The sequence below is a fragment of the Caballeronia sp. S22 genome (assembly GCF_964261745.1).
GTDB classification, from domain to species: domain Bacteria; phylum Pseudomonadota; class Gammaproteobacteria; order Burkholderiales; family Burkholderiaceae; genus Caballeronia; species Caballeronia jiangsuensis.
The window spans coordinates 1,678,256-1,694,885 of record NZ_OZ180036.1; the positions used below are offsets into that span (position 1 = coordinate 1,678,256).

Here is a 16,630-nt window from a genome sequence, read left to right on the forward strand (position 1 = left end):
CGCGGCCCGCAACCATTCGAATGTGGAGCACGCATGGCAGCCGATTCCCGCTTTGATCAACTGGTGCTTACCGTTTCGTGCCCGAGCGCGGCGGGGCAGGTGGCCGCCATCGTCGGTTTTCTGGAGCGGCATCACGGCTATATCGACGAATTCACGGTCTTCGACGACGATCTGTCGGAACGCTTTTTCGTGCGTTGCGTGTTTCATGGTGCGCGACCCGAAGAGACGCTCGATCTCGCGATGCTGAAGCAGGAATTCGAGCCGATCGCCGGGCGCTTCTCGATGACCTGGGCGATGCACGATCTCGCCGTGCGGCCGAAGGTGCTTCTCATGGTGTCGAAGCTGGAGCACTGTCTCGCCGATTTGCTGTTCCGCTGGCGCATGGGCGAGCTGAAGATGGATATCGTCGGCATTGGGTCGAATCATACCGATCTTGCTCATCTGGCCGAGCAGCATGGCTTGCCGTTTCATCATCTGCCGATCACCGCCGATACCAAGTCGCAGCAGGAAGCGCGTTTGCTCGATCTGTTCGAGACATCAGGCGCCGAGTTGATGGTGCTTGCGCGTTATATGCAGATTCTTTCTGGCGAGACGAGTCGAAAGCTCGCTGGGCGTGCGATCAATATCCATCATTCGTTTTTGCCGGGGTTCAAGGGTGCCAAGCCTTACCATCAGGCGCATACGCGGGGGGTCAAGTTGATTGGCGCGACCGCGCACTTCGTCACCGATGATCTCGACGAAGGACCGATCATCGAGCAGGAAGTCGAGCGGGTCGATCACTCTTATGGGCCGGAGCGGTTGTTGGCGACTGGGCGTGATGTGGAGTGTATTACGCTGGCGCGGGCCGTTAAGGCGTTTATCGAGCGGCGCGTGTTTATCAATGGGGAACGGACTGTGGTTTTGCGGTAGGTTTTGTGGTTTGCTTGCCTGCTTGCTTGCGTGTTCGTGAAATCCTGTTTTCGCGTCGGTCCATTAGCACTGCCCCTCCCCGGGGCGGGGGTCACTTTCTTTGCTGCTGCAAAGAAAGTAACCAAAGAAACAGCTATCCCCAGCCTAAGCACTTCACACCGGCCGCGGCACAGGCGATTGGCCTAATGGCCCGGCTGTAGCGAGTGCCCTCGTAGGTCTCACGCGGCTTGGACCGCGCACGGTCTGACACGTCGCACCACACGACACACTGGTTCAGCACCAAATAGCTCCGGCCCGCTTCGCGGCCGACCGGTCAATCGGGTGCGCGTGTGCTTCTTCTTCGAAGGTTTCCCTCGCACACCCAACGGCAGCGCGCAGCGCTGTGCCGAAGCTCTTTCGTGCTGAACCAGCGCCCTGAAACCTCTCGGGCGGCAGACCGTGCGCGAGCCAAGCCCGATTGGGCCTGTGAGGGCGACACTTAGGCGAGGGCCACCGCGGGCTGGCAAGCATGGCCAAACTGCGTGTGACCGCGGGCTTAAACGAGCTGCTTTCTTTGGTTACTTTCTTTGCAGCAGCAAAGAAAGTGACTGCCGCCCCGCACAGGGGCAGTGCCAATAGACCGACACGAAAACGGGATCCGGCGACAAAAAAAAGCGCCGCGAGTATAAAACCCCCACGGCGCTTAGCGTTGCCCAACGCTCAAACCCAATCACTTGGTCCAGCTATCCACCCGATCCCCATGCGCGCTGATCCACGCATCCGCAGCCGCCTGCGGCTTCTCTCCATTCTGCGTCGCAAGCATCACACTATCGATCTCACCCGGCTTCCACTGAAACTTCTTCAAGAACGCAACCACCTGCGGCGCCTTCTTCTCGAGCTCCGGATTGATCACGTTATCCACGTGCTCCGACTCGCCGAAAACCTTCTTCGGATCTTCGAGGAACTTCAGCTTGTACTTCGCGAACATCCAGTGCGGCTTCCAGCCCGTCACGATGATCGGCTTTTTGGCCGCCTCCGAACGCGCCAGTTCCGCCGTCATCGCCGAACCCGAACTCGGCAGCAGCTTGTAGTCGAGGTTGTAGGCCTTGATCGCCTCGCTCGTCTTCTGCATCACGCCCGCGCCCGCGTCGATGCCGACGATGCGCGAATCGAATTCCGTCTTCTTCGCTTCGAGATCCGACAGGCTGTTGACGTCGACATTCTCCGGCACGATCAGGCCAATCTTCGCGTCCTGAAAGTTCGGACCGAGATTCACGACCTTCGCCTTGAAGTTGTTCCAGTACGCGCCATGCGTGACCGGCAGCCACGCCGAGAGCGTCGCATCCAGATCGCCGCGCGCCACGCCCTGCCACATCACGCCAGCCGCAACCGGCACGAGCTGCACCGGATAACCCAGCTTCTTCTCGATGACACGTGCAGCGACATTCGACGTCGCCACGCTATCGTCCCAGCCCTCGACGTAACCGATTTTGATCGTCGGCTTATCTGCGGCGCTTGCCATAAAGCTCGCGGCGAGAGCGGCGGTCATCGCCCCAAGCACGAGCATTCTTCTCATCGGTTTCATTTGGTTTCCCCTTAGCGGCCCCACGCCGTCTAGCGAACAGAATCACCAGCCAGAATTAGCCCGTAACGCACTTTTCCGACACTCAGTTGTCAAGAAACGACTCATACCATCCGGGTCGCCCGAGGACCTTATTTGTCGACGACGAGATCGCTCAAAGGCTTGCTGCAGCACAGCAGCACCATGCCCTGATCGATCTCGCGCTGACGAATGCCTCCCGCATGCTTCATGCTCACTTCGCCCGATACGAGCTTCACCTTGCAGGTGCCGCACATGCCCTGCGTGCACGAAGAAGGCAGACGCACGCCCGCCTTCTTCGCGGCATCGAGAACGTGCTCGCCGCTGCCGCATTCGATATCGCGCCGGCTCTTCGCGAAGTTCACCTTGAACTTCGTTTCGATCAACGGTTCCGCCGCCGGCTCTACGATCGGCTCGATCGTTTCGATCGGGGCCGGTTCGAAGCCGACCGCTTCCTCACGCGCTTCGACGAAATCCGTCTGCGTAGCGAGCGCATCGGCGACGTGCGCAGTCGTCAGTTCCGCCGCGACTTCTTCGACGACGCCGAACGAGAAGCTCTCCTCGTGATAGTGCTTGCGATCGAAACCGCCTTCATCGAGCAGATCACGCACCGCCTTCATGTACGGCGCGGGGCCGCACGTGAAGATTTCCCGGTCGAGAAAGTCCGGCGCGATCAGCTTCAGCAACGGCAGGCTCAGAAAGCCCGTCACGCCCGGCCAGCTCGTGCGCGCGCCGATGCGCTCGCACACGAACGACGTACGGAAGTTCTTGTGATTCGACGCGATCAGATCGAGCTCGCGCGCGAAGATGATGTCGTCGGGCGTGCGCGCGCTGTGCACGAACACGATGTCGGCATCGTCGCCGAGCTCGTGATGCGCGCGGCTCATCGACATGAGCGGCGTAACGCCCGAACCCGCCGACAAGAAGAGGTACTTGCGCGCCGGATGCCGCGCGCACGTGAACTCGCCCGACGGCCCGAGCACCCGCACGGTCGTGCCCGCGACGACGTTATCGTGCAGCCAGTTCGACACCTTGCCGCCCGGCACGCGCTTCACCGTGATGGAGATCGTGTGCGGGCGCGTTGGCGCGGACGAGATCGTGTAGCAGCGGTTGATCTGCTCGCCGTCTATATCGAGTTCCAGGGTGATGAATTGCCCCGGCTCGAACACGAACGTGCGTTCGCCGGGCGCCTTGAAGAAAAAGCTTTTGACGTCGTGCGTTTCCTGCCGGACGTGACAGCAGACGAGCGTCTCGTCCGTGTCGCAATCCCAGCGCATGGGCAGCGTTCTCCAGAATTTCGGCTGGGTCACGCGGCTTTGGGTCGGCTCGAACGTAGCCTGATCGCGCATCATGTTCTGCTCCTGCTACGACTGCTTTAGCGCATGAAGGAAACGACTTTCTCGCCGTGCGACGCATCGACACCGTGTACCGGCGTGTCGGCGTAATCGGCAAGACGTCCGATGTACCACTCGCAAAACTTCTCGACGAGTCCTTCCGTGAAGGGCGAATACGGACCCGGCTCGTATGCGTTGCTCGCGACGCCGAGTTGCGAATACTCGACGAGCGTGCGGTCCTGATCGTTCGTCGCACGCCACACGGCGGTGAGGTTGTCGGCGTCGTAATCGATGCCCTCGCGCGCATCCTTATGCACGAGCCATTTCGTGCGCACGAGCGTTTCACCCGAAGCAAGCGGAAGCACGCAGAACGTCACGATGTGATCGCTCATGAAGTGATGCCATGAGTTCGGCTGCGTCCAGAACGACAGGCCGCCCAGGTCCGCGCGCTCGAAACCGCCGAGCAGCTTCTTCGATGCGACCTTCGCGTCGAGCGTCTGCGATTCGCCTTCACGGTCGAGCGGCAGGCGTTGCGTGCGAAAACCCGTCACGAGATCGGCGAGCCGTTCGATTTCGGCGGACGGCAGGCACATCGCTTCCCATTGCTTCGTGCGCTCTTCGACGGTCTTCTCGAACGCCGCCATGCCTTCTTCGTTGGCCGGCGAGCGCTGATAGCCGAAGCCGTATTCATAGAGCGAAATGGTCAGTTCCGGATGGTTCGCGACGCAGTGATAGCACTCGCGATTGTTCTCCATCGTGAGCTTCCAGTTGCCCTTCTCCACGATGTCGATGCTCGCCGCGATCTTGCAGTCCTTCAGGCCATGCGGCGCGAGATACGGCTCCATCGCTTCGCGCATCACGGCGAAGTCGGCGGGCGGCTCGTCGGCGAGGCAGATGAAAATGAGGCCGGCCAGATTCTGCACGTGCACTTTCTTCAGGCTGTGCTTGCAGCGGTCGAACTGGTCGCCCATGTGCTCGGCGAACATCAGATCGCCGGAGAGGTTGTACGTCCAGCTGTGATACGGGCACACGATATTGCCGAGCGAACCCTTCTCCTGATTGCACAGGCGCGCGCCGCGATGACGGCACACGTTATAGAAGGCGCGGATCTCCATGTCGTCGTCGCGCACGATCAGGATCGAATCGTTGCCGATCTCGACCGTGGTGTAATCGCCCGGTTCGGGAATGTCCGGTTCGATGGCGACCTGAATCCAGGTCTTGCGGAAAATGGCGTCGAGGTCGAGCGCGTGAATCTCGTCGCTCGTGTAGAACGGCGCCTCGAGCGTGTGGCCCTTTTTGCGGCGTTCGATCAAAGCGCGAACGTCTGCCGAAACTTTCATCGTGTGCTCCGTTTTGCGTCACGTCTGGTGCCCCGCCAAACACCTTTGAACGCGGGCTGCTGCTTTCGTATGTGGGTCGCCCGGTGGGGCCGAAAATCAATAATCGACGAGTTGATGCTCGCGCAAATACGCCAGAATCACTTGTGCTTTTTCGACGGAACTCCCTTCAATTACGACGCTGCCGCCGCGGCTTTCCGTCGTCGTCGCGCCAAGCATGCGCGCGTGGCCCGAGCGCTTCTCGGGCGCGGCCAGTTTCTTCGGCTTCGCCGTGATCGGGCCGATGTTCCACGCCGTGCTTTCCCGGTCGACAGGCGCGCTCGCCGCGACCGGCGCGACGTGGCCTTCACGCATGCGCGCATACGCGTAGCGCGGCGCCGCATTGGCGAGCGGATGCACCGCGACGAGCGCGGGCAGCGGCGCCCGCACGCGGCGGCGCAAGCCCTTCGGCATGAACTGCCGCACTTCGACGCCTTCCTTCGTCACGCTGACATCGACGGCCGCGCCGACGAGCGGAACGTTCAGCGCATCCGCGAGCTTGTAGGGCAGCGTGCCGCTGTCGAATGCGCCTTCGGCGCGCGTGCCGGTGAACACGAGGTCGTAGCCCGCGAGCCTTGCTGCAAGCGCCGCGCACGCGTCGCCTTGCGTATTGAGCACTTCGACCTTCGGCGCGCCGAGCGCGAGATATTCGGCGAGCGCCGGATTCGCGGGATCGCCCGCATGCAGCACGTCGAGTTGCGCGCGCTGCGCTTTCGCGATGTCGATAGCGATCGCAAGCGCCGCCGCATCGTTGCGGCTGTAGCGCGCCGTGCCGCTTACGGGATGGCGGCCGGTGGAAACCAGAACGGCGATCTTCATGCTGCAACTCCTTCGGCAACGTGCGCGGTCTCGACGATCGATGTGCCGTTGGCACGCGCGGCGCGCGCGGCGGCGGCGGCATCGCTCAGCGCCTTGATCGTTTCCTGCGTGTCCGCGACGATCGTGAGATTCGCGCGCTTGGCAATCGGCGCGCTCGCATCGAGATTCACGGCGATCACGTGACGGCAATCCTTGATGCCCTGCAAATGCTGCACGGCGCCCGAAATGCCGAACGCGATATACACGCTCGCCTCGACGGTCTTGCCCGTTGCTCCGATCTGCTTGTCGCGCGTGAACTTGCCATCGTCGACGGCGACGCGGCTCGCACCGATCGCCGCGCCCAGCGTGCCCGCGAGCGCTTCGAAAGCGGCGATATCGGACACGCCGTTGCCCGCCGACACGATGAAGTCCGCTTCTTCCAGCGCGACCTGCGCGGCATCCATTTCCTCGATGCCGAGATCGACATAAGCGCTTACTTTCGATGCCGGCACGATGCCTTCCGGACTCACTGCCTCGCCCGCGCCGACGAACGGCAGCTTCGCATCGACGGCATTGGCGGCGAGCAAAACCACATCGGGCAAGGCCCGCGATGCGAGCGCGCGGCCCGCATGCGCATACGATGCGACACGCGCTGCATCGATCTCGACGACTTGCGTCGCGATCGATGCATCGGCGCGCGCGGCGTAGCGGCGGCCGAGATCGCCGTCGCCGGTTGCGTTGTCGGGCATGAAGATATGCGCCGGCGCGAAAGCCGCGACGCATGCCGTCAACGCGCGCACTTCTTCATCGGGCGCGTAATTGCGCCGGTCGAACGCGGGCAGCGCGATATGACGATCCGCGCCCAGCGCCGCGGCATCGTCCTTGAATTCGCCGAACGCGATCAGCACGACTTCGGTCTGATCGTCGGCGAGCAGGGCGGCGGCGGCCAGCGCCTGGCGCGCGTGATCGTCGAGCGCGCCGCGATCCGTATGCGCCGCGACGAGCAGCGAGCGCGTCGCGGCCTTCGTCGTGCGGCGTGGCTTCACCGCTTCCCTGTGACCGCCATGCGCGAAATCCAGCACGATGCCGTTGCCGACTTCGCCGAGCGTGATGCGCTTCAGCCCGGCCGCCGTGACGATGAAAGGCCGCCGCGGATCGATTCTTTTGATGTCGTTCATGGCTTCACTCCAGCGCTGCGGCGACGAGTTCCGCCACGTCGAGCACTTCGGGACGAGGACCGACCACGCCTTCCAGCATTGCGGTGCATTGCGGGCAACCGACCGCGACCACTTCGGCGCCGACCGATCGTGCATCGGCGATGCGGATATCGGGAATACGCTGCTTGCCGGGGATATCCGTCAGCGGCGCGCCGCCGCCACCGCCGCAGCAGCGCGCGCGCATGCCGTGACGTTCCATCTCGACGACCTTGATGCCGATGGTCTTCAACAGCTTGCGCGGCGCTTCCGTTTCGCCGTTGTAGCGGCCGAGATAGCACGGATCGTGATACGTGATCTTCTTGTCCGCGAGCACGGCGGCGGCCTTCGGCGACAGCTTGCCGCTCTCGACCAGTTCGGCCATGAACGCGGTGTGATGCTGCACTTCGTAATAGCCGCCGAGCGCGCGATATTCGTTGCGCAGGCTATGCAGCACGTGCGGATCGGCGGTGACGATGCGACGGAACTGATACTGCGAAAGCGTGTTCATCAGCTTCGATGCGCATTGCTGGAACGTGGCTTCGTCGCCGAGACGGCGCGCCGTGTCGCCGGTATCCGTTTCGACGCCGCCGAGCACCGCGTAATCGACGCCCGCCTTGTTCATCACCTTCGCCAATGCGCGCAGCGTGCGTTGATAGCGCATGTCGAACGCGCCTTCGCCGGCGATCAGCAGCACATCCACGGGACGGCCCGGTTGCGCGACCTGCACTTGCAGATCCACCGACCAGTCGTAACGCGCGCCGATGTCGTAGCCGTTCTGGCTGCCCGTCTCGCGCAGATTCGAGAGCGTTATCGGACCCTTGCCCGGCACGATGCCTTCGACCAGCGTCTGATTGCGGCGCATATCGACGATCGCATCGACGTGCTCGATCAGCATCGGGCACTCCTGCACGCAGGCGCGGCATGTCGTGCAGGACCAGATCGTGTCCGCTTCGATCATCTGCGAGATGAGCGGCTTGGCGGGACCGCCGGTGTGCCTGCCGACAGGAATGCCCGGCGTCGGGCTGCCCGCGTATTGCGAGTCCGAACCGCCGACCATGCCGACGACCAGATCCTGAATCAGCTTCTTCGGATTGAGCGGCTGACCCGATGCGAACGCGGGACACGCGGCTTCGCACTTGCCGCATTGCACGCAGGCATCGAAGCTCAACAACTGATTCCAGCGAAACTCGACCGGCTTGCCGACGCCGTATTCCTTCGCATCGAGCACGGGCTTTTTCAGGGCGGTCGGCGGCACGACTTCATGCTCGGTCTTCGCTCTGAAGCGTTCCTGACGCGGATGGAACGCGAGATGCAGCAGACCCGCCATCGCGTGCTTCATCGGGCCGCCTTGCGCCGCGCCGAAGGTCATCGTGTATGCGCCCGCCGCGATCAGCAACGCGACGATGATCGCGAGCGATCCCGACATCCACGAAGCGGGCAACAGCATGAACAACGCGAGGCCCACGGCGAACGAGCCGAGCAGCAGCGGCAGGCTGTCCCACGGTCCACGCGACAGACGCGCGGGCACGTCCTTCGCACGACGGCGCCGGTACACGAACACCGCGCCGACCAGCATGATGATCGCCGCGATGAAGATCGCGCGGTCGAGCCAGACGGAGTAGATCGCGAGACCGTAGTTGATCAAGACGAGCGCCATCGCGAGGATCGCGCCGCCGGCGGTCGCGACGTGCGTCTTCGCGATATACGGGTCACGCGCCACGACATGATGCAGATCGACGAAATAGCGCTTCGGGATGGTGAGCAGATTCGCCCATCCGTATGCGCCGGCCGTCGTCGCGCGGCCTTCGCGCCAGTAGGCTGCGCGCTTGAGCAGGGCGAACGCGAGGCCCGCCATCGAAAGCCACAGCAGCGCGGTGATGACAAACACGGGGTTCATCGTCGAATACCTCGTCAGAAGTCTTTGCAGAGGCGCAGCGAATCGTAGATCGCGCTGTGGATGTTGTGCATCGAGATGCAGTCGCCGACGCGGAACAGCAGGAAGCGTCCGTTGCCAAGCTCTTCGCTCAACGACGGCTGCGGCTGCGATGCGAAGAGCGTGTGCACATCGATCTGCCCGCGATTGAGCGACTCGGGCTTGAGCTTCCAGTAGAGCGCGTCGTTCGGCGTGATGCCGTTCTCGATCACGACCTGATCCACCGCGCGCTCTTCCTGCTCTTCCGTGTACTCGTTGCGGATCACGGCGATCTTCTTGCCGTCTTCCTCGTACACCTTGTCGAGCCAGTAGTTCGGCGTGTGAATCACACCTTGCGCATAGAGACGCCGATAGAAGATCGGGAACGTGGTGCCGCCGGTGTCGTCGGCGACCTTCACGTCCGGCGTGACGATCTCGACGTTATTGCCCTTCGACGCGATGAAGTCCGCGACGCCCGCGCCCGCATGCGTCGATACGCCGTCGTACACGAGCACGTTCTTGCCCGGCTCGACCTTGCCCGAAAGAATGTCCCACGAGCTGACCGCGAGGCCTTGCTCGACGCCCCAGGCTGGCACCTGACTCGTGAACGACGAGCCGCCCGTCGCGAGCACGACGATGTCCGGCTTCTCGGCCATGATCATCTTGTCGTCGGCTGCGACACCGAGACGGCGATCGACGCCCAGACGCTTCGTCTCCATGTCGAACCAGCGCACGATGCCGGCCATCTGCTCACGCTGCGGCGCCTTGGCGGCGAGCATGATCTGGCCGCCGACGTAATCGTTCTTCTCGAACAGCACGACATCATGGCCACGCGAACGCGCGACGCGCGCCGCTTCCAGACCCGCGGGGCCCGCGCCGACTACCACGACCTTGCGCTTCGGTCCGCGCGTCTTTTCGATGACATGCGGCATCGTCTCTTCACGCGAGGTCGCCGCGTTCTGCACGCACAGCACGTCGAGCCCGTTGTACTGACGGTCGATGCAATAGTTCGCGCCGACGCACTGCTTGATTTCATCTTCCCGGCCATCGCGAATCTTGATGACCATGTGCGGATCGGCGATCTGAGCGCGCGTCATGCCGACGAGATCGACCATGCCGTTCGCGAGCAGACGCTCGGCCTGACCTGCATCGCGAATGCTTTGCGCATGCATGATCGGCAGCTTCACGACGGACTTGATGCCCGCAGCGAGATGGACGAACGGCTCGGGCGGCAGCGCCATCGGCGGCATGCAGTTGGCGAGCGTGTTGTGCGTATCCGCGCCGGAGCCGATCACGCCGACGTAATCGATGAGGCCGCTTTCGGCCATCGCCTGGGCGATCTCCTTCAGGTTCTCGTGCGAGAGGCCGTCTTCATGGAACTCGTCGCCGCACATGCGCAGGCCGACGCAGAAGTCCGCGCCCACTGCTTCACGCACGGCGTTCAGCACTTCCTTACCGAAGCGCAGACGGTTCTCGAGCGAGCCGCCCCATTCGTCCGTGCGGAAGTTCGTGCGCGGGCTCCAGAACTGATCGATCAGATGCTGATGCGCAGCGGAGATCTCGATGCCGTCCATGCCCGCGTCCTTCACGCGCTTCGCGGCCGCCGCGAAGTCCTGGATGATGCGCTTGATCTCTTCCACTTCGATGATCTTCGCGTTGCCGCGATGCACCGGCTCCCGCACGCCCGAGGGCGACATCAGATGCGGCCAGTGCTCGCCGTGCCATGCGGAGCGGCGGCCCATGTGCGTCGCCTGGATCATGATGAACGCGCCATGACGATGCATCGCTTCGGCGAGACGCGAGAGCGGATCGATGACCTTGTCGGTCGCGAGATTCACCGACTTCCACCAGCCTTGCGGGCTGTCGATCGAAACCGGACTCGAACCGCCGCACACGGCGAGGCCGACGCCGCCCTTCGCCTTCTCCTCGTAATAACGGATATAGCGGTCGCCGGGCAGGCCGCCCGGTTCGGCATAGACCTCGGCGTGCGCGGTGCTGACGATGCGGTTGCGCAGGGTCAGCTTGTTCAGCTGGAGAGGCTTGAAAAGGTTCGGGTAACGCATTGCGATCGACCTCGGAATGAATTTGCTTCGGTGCGTGGCGCTTACAGCGGCGACACTTCGAACACGCAGTGATCGTGTCCTTCGGCGGCGCATTGCGTCTCGATCGACTTCGAGCGCGGGCCTTTCTTCGCGCTGTCGGGCGCGGTGTCGTTGACCCAGTCCATCGCGCCGGCGAACCAGCCCGCGAACATGTAGCAGAGCTTGCCCTCTTTGCCCGGCTGCTGGAGCACGAACGACGAGTGACGCAGATGGATGCGCGCATGCGACGTCGCCGGATCGGCTTCGACGATATCGAACAGGCCCCAGCCGCGTTGCGACAGACGCTTCAGGTAATGCTCGAATACGGCCATGCCGCTGATGCCGTGTTTTTCCGCTTCTTTATCGCACCAGTGATACGCCGACTTGTAGCCGGCCTTGTAGAGAATCTCGGCATACGCTTCGCGGCCGAGCGCTTCCTCGACGGCGACATGATTGTTCGTGAAGAAATGGCGCGGCACGTAGAGCATCGGCAGCGCGTCGGTGGTCCAGACGCCGGTTTGCGCATCGACGTCGATAGGCAGTTGAGGTTGCATCGCAGGGTTCCTTTGTATTTGTCGTGAGTGATCAGACGTTCCAGACTTCGCCGAAGAAGCGCATCCAGTTCTCGCCCATCACCTTCTTGATGCGGGACTCGCTCCAGCCCGCCTTTTCCATCGCGGCGGTGAGATTCGGGAATTCGCCAATCGTGCGGATGCCTTCCGGATTCACGACCTTGCCGAAGTTCGTCAGACGGCGATAGCGGCCCTTGTCGTGCGTGATCCAGTCGAAGAATTCGGTGCTGTAGCCTTGCGTGAAGTCGGTGCCGATGCCGACCTTGTCTTCGCCGATCACATCGATCGTGTATTCGATCGCTTCGAGATAATCCTCGACGGTCGCATCCGGACCCTTCTTGAGGAACGGCGAGAACATCGTCACGCCGACGAAGCCGTTCGCATCGGCAATCTCTCTCAACTGTTCGTCGGTCTTGTTGCGCGGATGATCCTTGAGCCCCGACGGGCAGCAGTGCGAGTACGTGACGGGCTTCTTCGAACAGGCGATCGCATCGGAAGAAGTCTTCGCGCCGACGTGCGAGAGATCCACCATGATGCCCACGCGATTCATCTCATGAATCACTTCCTTGCCATAACCCGACAAGCCGCCGTCCGGCTCATAGCAACCCGTGCCGACGAGGTTCTGCGTGTTGTAGCAAAGCTGAACCACGTTGACGCCGAGTTCCTTGAATACTTCGATATAACCAAGGTTGTCCTCGAACGCATACGAGTTCTGAAAGCCGAAGATGATGCCGGTCTTGTTTTCTTTCTTCGCGCGCAGGATGTCGTCGGTCGTGCGCACGAGCGTGAGAATCTCGCTGTACTCGCGGATCTGCTGCTTCATTTCCGCGATGTTGTCGATGGTCTTCTGAAAGTCTTCCCACACCGACACGGTGCAGTTCACGGCGGTGACGCCGCCCTTCCTCATATCCTCGAACACGGAGCGCTCGAACTTCGAAATGTTCAGTCCGTCGATGATGATGCTGTCGTTGTGGAGGGTGCTCATCTGGGTGTGCTCCGCGTTGCCGGGTAGAGGGGGAAAGACGCAGGTCTGACGGGCTTTGCAGCGCCTGATCGATGCCTTCGTCGTTGCGTCTATTCTTGACTTTTGCCCTGCCGGTCAATTTATGAATTTAGACGTGTTCTTTACCTTTTCCGACATCGGCGTCTGTTTTCGACAAGTGGCGAATTGCGATTCGGTGTAGCGCGTTTACCTAGGTGATTTGCTGCACTGCGTCGGAACGATCGTGCGCTATCGCAGTGCGCGGCTTGTGGCGCTTGGCCCCGCGCCGGTGCGCGCCCGCAGCGAAGCATGCGCTGCGCCATACATTGCTCAGGGTTTAGCCTGATGGCATGGTAGTTGCACTAACAACCAAAATTAAAAAAGTGGCGAAGCGCCGCACTGACGGCGCCAACAAATAGATTCCAAGGAATCAGTTCTCACATGTCCTCCGATCGCACGGCGTCGCTGTCACACTTCGCGTTCATGCCGCTTCCCAACTTCACGATGATCGCTTTCACCAATGCGATCGAAGTCCTGCGCATGGCGAACTATCTGACGGGGCAGCCGCTCTATCGATGGTCGATCGTGAGTCCGGAGGGCGGCCCCGTGACGGCGAGCAACGGACTTTCCGTCGATACGGGTCCGGTGGAGTGCGTGGGACAGCCCGACATCGTGTTCGTGGTCGGCGGCATCGACGTGCAGCGCGCGACGACGCCCGCGCATCTTTCGGCCTTGCGCCGCTTCGCGCGTACCGGCAGCGTGCTCGGTTCGCTCTGCACCGGCACCTATGCGCTGGCCCGCGCGGGCTTGCTCGCAGGCTACGCGTGCGCGATCCACTGGGAGAACATGTCGGCGCTCAAGGAAGAGTTTCCCGATACGCGCTTTCTCAAAGAACTCTTCGTTATCGACCGCGATCGCGTGACGTGCACGGGCGGCGTCGCGCCGCTCGACATGATGCTCAATCTGATCGCCGCGCGCGTCGGCACGGCGCGGGTCACGCAGATTGCCGAGCAGTTCATCGTCGAGCATGTGCGGGATACGAGCGCGCAGCAGCGCATGCCTTTGGTGGCGCGGCTGGGATCGGCGAACAAGTCGCTCTTCGAAGTGATCTCGCTGATGGAGAACAATATCGAAGAGCCTTTATCGCGCGAAGAACTGGCGCGGCTCGCGAGGATGTCGCAACGGCAATTGCAGCGGCTATTTCGCGAGCATCTCGGCATGACGCCGACGCATTACTACCTGACCTTGCGTTTGCGGCGCGCGCGTGAATTGCTGCTGCAAACCGACATGTCGATCATGCATATCACGATGGCGTGCGGCTTCCAGTCGGCGTGTCATTTTTCGAAAAGCTATCGCGATGCTTTCGGCACGGCGCCGACGCGCGAACGGCGCAAGCAATTGCCTTCGCTATCTGCCGTCCCTGCGATGGTGGCGTGAGCGTTCAGATCGACATGTGAAGGCGCGTTTCGCAGACTTCGCAGCCGCCGACTCTTTCCGTCCGGAACACGCCGTCCAGTGCGAAGCCGAGCGCTTTATAAAAGCGCAGGCCGTGCGCGTTTTCTTCCAGCGCCCAGAGCGTCATTTCCCGATAACCTTCGCTCGCCGCGGCGTTGATTGCTTCGTCGATCAACATCCTGCCCGCGCCCTTGCGCCAATGCGCCGGATCGATATAGACGGCTTCGATTTCGGCGTCCGTTTTGCCTTTGTCGTGGTCGCGTGATGGTCCCCATGCTATCCAGCCCAGCATCACGTCGTCGCGTTCCGCGAGCATCACGCGGGGCGTGCCGCGGGCGATAAGATCGGTCCATAGCGCTCGACGCTTTGCGACGGAAAGGGAATCGAGGAATTCGGCGGGAAAAATGGAACGATAGGCGGCCTGCCAGGCCTTGACGTGGATGCGCGCAATCTCCGCGGCGTCGGCGGGGCGCGCGAGGCGGAAGGAAAGCGCTGTGCGGAGATAATCGGCCTTCATGCGTCAAGTATGACGCCGATTTTTGGTTAGTGGTTGCTTGGGTTTCGATGGAATCCTGTTTTCGTGTCGGTCTATTGGCGCTGCCCCTCCCCGGGGCAGGGGTCACTTTCTTTGCTGCTGCAAAGAAAGTAACCAAAGAAAGCAGCTTCTCACCGCCCACGGTCACACGCACGTTGGCCATGCTTGCCAGCCGCCCGTGGACCTCGCCTAAGTGTCGCCCTCGAAGGACTTACCGGGCTTGGCTCGCGCACGGTCTGACAATCCATAACCTTAAGCGCGCTGGTTCAGCACCAAATAGCTTCGGCACAGCGCTACGCGCTGCCGTTGGGGATGCAAGGGAAACCATCTATAGGAGAGGCATCAGCAAAGAAGCACGCGCAGACCCGATTGACCCATCGGCCGCGTAGCGGGCCGGAGCTATTTGGTGCTGAACCAATAACGCAAGCGATGCGATGCGGCAGACCGTGCGCGAGCCAAGCCCGATTGGGCCTTCGAGGGCGACACTTAGGCGAGTGCCACCGCGGGCTGGCAAGCATGGCCAACGTGCGTGTGACCGCGGGCCTGAACGAGCTGCTTTCTTTGGTTACTTGTATATTGATTCCAGGTGGGCGGAAACTGATCTCCTCCGCTCACCCGAAGCGGTAGCCCGTTTGTGTTACATGGGCTCGCAGCCCGAAAGAAAGCTGGTGGCGCCGCTTCTTCTTACCGCTTTGAACCCGGACAGTTGACTGAGCCTCGAGCTCGTATCTTTACAAGTATGGGTGCTGTGGTGAACCAAATTCCTTCCGCCTTCGCTTCGCCCTTGTTCGTCGGTATCGATGTCAGCGGACCCTTCCTCGACATCGCCTATCACGGATCCGCCGAAACCTTTCGTCTACCCAATGCGCCTGAAGGCTTCGCCGAACTGATCAACCGATTGTTGCCTCTCAAGCCGGAACTCATCGTCCTCGAAGCCACCGGCAAGCTCGAACGCGCCGTCCTTCAAGCCCTCTGCCAAGCCGGTCTGCCCGCCGTCGCGGTCAACTCCACGTGGGTGCGCGAGTTCGCCAGATCCGCCGGACAACTGGCCAAGACCGATCGCATCGATGCGCGCGTCATCGCTCGCTACGGGGCCGTCATGCAACCCGAAGTCCGACCCCTGACCGATGAGCAGACCCAGCAGCTGCAGGCCCTTATCCTGCGCCGCACACAACTCATCGAGATGCTCACCGCCGAGCAAAACCGTCGCAAGCGCGCTCATAAATCGGCCCTGCCCAGCATCGATGAATTCATCCAGTTCATCACGCAACGCATCAAGGACGCCGATCGCGACATCGACTCCTTCCTCCACACCAACGAACTCTGGCGCAAAAACGAAGCCCTGCTGCGCTCCACTCCGGGTATCGGCAAAACAACCGCCGCGACGCTCATCGCCTTCCTGCCTGAATTGGGCTCCCTCAACAACCGACAGATCGCCTCGCTCGTCGGCCTTGCCCCATTCAACTCCGACAGTGGCACACACCGCGGCGAACGCCATACCAAGGGCGGGCGTCACTTCGTGCGCCGCGCCCTTTACATGGCCTGCGTCGCCGCGCAACGAGCCAATCCCTATCTCAAGGCGTTCTGCGATCAGCTACGCGCCAGAGGCAAAAAAACCAAGGTCGCCTTCGTCGCAGGCATGCGAAAACTCCTCACGCAGCTCAACGCCATGATGCGCGATGGCACGGCCTGGAATCCCCCAAAACCTTGATTCTTTGCTCACTACCGCTTGACTCTCAATACAGTTGCTTTCTTTGCAGCAGCAAAGAAAGTGACCCCCGCCCCGGGGAGGGGCAGTGCTAATAGACCGACGCGAATACGGGACACCCACCAAAAACCAAATCAATCGCCCGAAAACCCCAATTTACGCCGAGCCAACGGCCACTCCAAACTCCACAAAC

At 61.9% G+C, this 16,630-nt stretch carries 13 protein-coding genes; 3 read left to right on the forward strand and 10 right to left on the reverse strand.

Going from position 1 to position 16,630, the window contains the following annotated elements; all coding sequences use genetic code 11:
- The first annotated feature begins 33 nt into the window (after positions 1-33).
- Positions 34-909: a formyltetrahydrofolate deformylase gene (gene purU / locus ACEN42_RS23070; protein WP_371882281.1), complete on the forward strand. Its 876-nt coding sequence runs from the start codon at positions 34-36 to the stop codon at positions 907-909.
- Positions 910-1,618: 709 nt separating this feature from the next.
- Here purU and ACEN42_RS23075 read toward each other — a convergent pair.
- The 9 genes from ACEN42_RS23075 to ACEN42_RS23115 all read right to left on the reverse strand — a co-directional run bounded on the left by ACEN42_RS23075 (position 1,619) and on the right by ACEN42_RS23115 (position 12,742).
- On the reverse strand, positions 1,619-2,473 hold the full coding sequence (locus ACEN42_RS23075) for a glycine betaine ABC transporter substrate-binding protein (protein WP_187605448.1): 855 nt from the start codon (positions 2,471-2,473) through the stop codon (positions 1,619-1,621).
- A 128-nt stretch (positions 2,474-2,601) separates the two neighbouring features.
- Positions 2,602-3,840: an FAD-binding oxidoreductase gene (locus ACEN42_RS23080; protein ID WP_371881607.1), complete on the reverse strand. Its 1,239-nt coding sequence runs from the start codon at positions 3,838-3,840 to the stop codon at positions 2,602-2,604.
- Between the two features lie 23 nt (positions 3,841-3,863).
- Complete coding sequence (locus ACEN42_RS23085) at positions 3,864-5,162, reverse strand: SRPBCC family protein (protein ID WP_371881608.1); 1,299 nt, start codon at positions 5,160-5,162, stop codon at positions 3,864-3,866.
- Positions 5,163-5,258: 96 nt separating this feature from the next.
- Complete coding sequence (locus tag ACEN42_RS23090) at positions 5,259-6,017, reverse strand: electron transfer flavoprotein subunit beta/FixA family protein (RefSeq protein ID WP_238214526.1); 759 nt, start codon at positions 6,015-6,017, stop codon at positions 5,259-5,261.
- Complete coding sequence (locus ACEN42_RS23095; RefSeq protein ID WP_371881609.1) at positions 6,014-7,174, reverse strand: electron transfer flavoprotein subunit alpha/FixB family protein; 1,161 nt, start codon at positions 7,172-7,174, stop codon at positions 6,014-6,016. The genes ACEN42_RS23090 and ACEN42_RS23095 overlap by 4 nt, the downstream gene beginning before the upstream one ends.
- A 4-nt stretch (positions 7,175-7,178) precedes the next feature.
- The gene (locus ACEN42_RS23100) at positions 7,179-9,089 is read right to left on the reverse strand and encodes a (Fe-S)-binding protein (protein WP_371881610.1); all 1,911 of its coding nucleotides are present in this window, start codon (positions 9,087-9,089) and stop codon (positions 7,179-7,181) included.
- 14 nt (positions 9,090-9,103) lie between these two features.
- The gene (locus ACEN42_RS23105) at positions 9,104-11,167 is read right to left on the reverse strand and encodes an FAD-dependent oxidoreductase (RefSeq protein WP_371881611.1); all 2,064 of its coding nucleotides are present in this window, start codon (positions 11,165-11,167) and stop codon (positions 9,104-9,106) included.
- Between the two features lie 41 nt (positions 11,168-11,208).
- Positions 11,209-11,739 (reverse strand): DUF5943 domain-containing protein, encoded by a 531-nt coding sequence (locus ACEN42_RS23110; RefSeq protein WP_035502857.1) that lies wholly within the window; start codon positions 11,737-11,739, stop codon positions 11,209-11,211.
- A 31-nt stretch (positions 11,740-11,770) separates the two neighbouring features.
- A complete protein-coding gene (locus tag ACEN42_RS23115; protein ID WP_035502855.1) occupies positions 11,771-12,742 on the reverse strand; it encodes a dipeptidase in 972 nt (323 codons plus the stop codon).
- A 438-nt stretch (positions 12,743-13,180) separates the two neighbouring features.
- Between ACEN42_RS23115 and ACEN42_RS23120 the strand changes: the two genes are divergently transcribed.
- A complete protein-coding gene (locus ACEN42_RS23120; protein WP_371881612.1) occupies positions 13,181-14,176 on the forward strand; it encodes a GlxA family transcriptional regulator in 996 nt (331 codons plus the stop codon).
- 4 nt (positions 14,177-14,180) lie between these two features.
- Here ACEN42_RS23120 and ACEN42_RS23125 read toward each other — a convergent pair whose 3' ends face one another.
- Complete coding sequence (locus tag ACEN42_RS23125; protein ID WP_187605441.1) at positions 14,181-14,711, reverse strand: GNAT family N-acetyltransferase; 531 nt, start codon at positions 14,709-14,711, stop codon at positions 14,181-14,183.
- Between the two features lie 757 nt (positions 14,712-15,468).
- On the opposite strand from ACEN42_RS23125, the gene ACEN42_RS23130 reads away from it, so the two are divergent.
- A complete protein-coding gene (locus ACEN42_RS23130; RefSeq protein WP_371880810.1) occupies positions 15,469-16,440 on the forward strand; it encodes an IS110 family transposase in 972 nt (323 codons plus the stop codon).
- Positions 16,441-16,630: the final 190 nt, after the last annotated feature.

What these genes read in the sequence shown, in the direction of transcription:
- ACEN42_RS23080 (WP_371881607.1), bottom strand. Translation starts at nt 3,840, where the DNA reads ATGATGCGCGATCAGGCTACGTTCGAGCCGACCCAAAGCCGCGTGACC.
- ACEN42_RS23100 (WP_371881610.1), bottom strand. Translation starts at nt 9,089, where the DNA reads ATGAACCCCGTGTTTGTCATCACCGCGCTGCTGTGGCTTTCGATGGCG.
- ACEN42_RS23125 (WP_187605441.1), bottom strand. Translation starts at nt 14,711, where the DNA reads ATGAAGGCCGATTATCTCCGCACAGCGCTTTCCTTCCGCCTCGCGCGC.
- purU (WP_371882281.1), top strand. Translation starts at nt 34, where the DNA reads ATGGCAGCCGATTCCCGCTTTGATCAACTGGTGCTTACCGTTTCGTGC.
- ACEN42_RS23090 (WP_238214526.1), bottom strand. Translation starts at nt 6,017, where the DNA reads ATGAAGATCGCCGTTCTGGTTTCCACCGGCCGCCATCCCGTAAGCGGC.
- ACEN42_RS23130 (WP_371880810.1), top strand. Translation starts at nt 15,469, where the DNA reads ATGGGTGCTGTGGTGAACCAAATTCCTTCCGCCTTCGCTTCGCCCTTG.
- ACEN42_RS23075 (WP_187605448.1), bottom strand. Translation starts at nt 2,473, where the DNA reads ATGAAACCGATGAGAAGAATGCTCGTGCTTGGGGCGATGACCGCCGCT.
- ACEN42_RS23110 (WP_035502857.1), bottom strand. Translation starts at nt 11,739, where the DNA reads ATGCAACCTCAACTGCCTATCGACGTCGATGCGCAAACCGGCGTCTGG.
- ACEN42_RS23115 (WP_035502855.1), bottom strand. Translation starts at nt 12,742, where the DNA reads ATGAGCACCCTCCACAACGACAGCATCATCATCGACGGACTGAACATT.
- ACEN42_RS23105 (WP_371881611.1), bottom strand. Translation starts at nt 11,167, where the DNA reads ATGCGTTACCCGAACCTTTTCAAGCCTCTCCAGCTGAACAAGCTGACC.
- ACEN42_RS23085 (WP_371881608.1), bottom strand. Translation starts at nt 5,162, where the DNA reads ATGAAAGTTTCGGCAGACGTTCGCGCTTTGATCGAACGCCGCAAAAAG.
- ACEN42_RS23120 (WP_371881612.1), top strand. Translation starts at nt 13,181, where the DNA reads ATGTCCTCCGATCGCACGGCGTCGCTGTCACACTTCGCGTTCATGCCG.
- ACEN42_RS23095 (WP_371881609.1), bottom strand. Translation starts at nt 7,174, where the DNA reads ATGAACGACATCAAAAGAATCGATCCGCGGCGGCCTTTCATCGTCACG.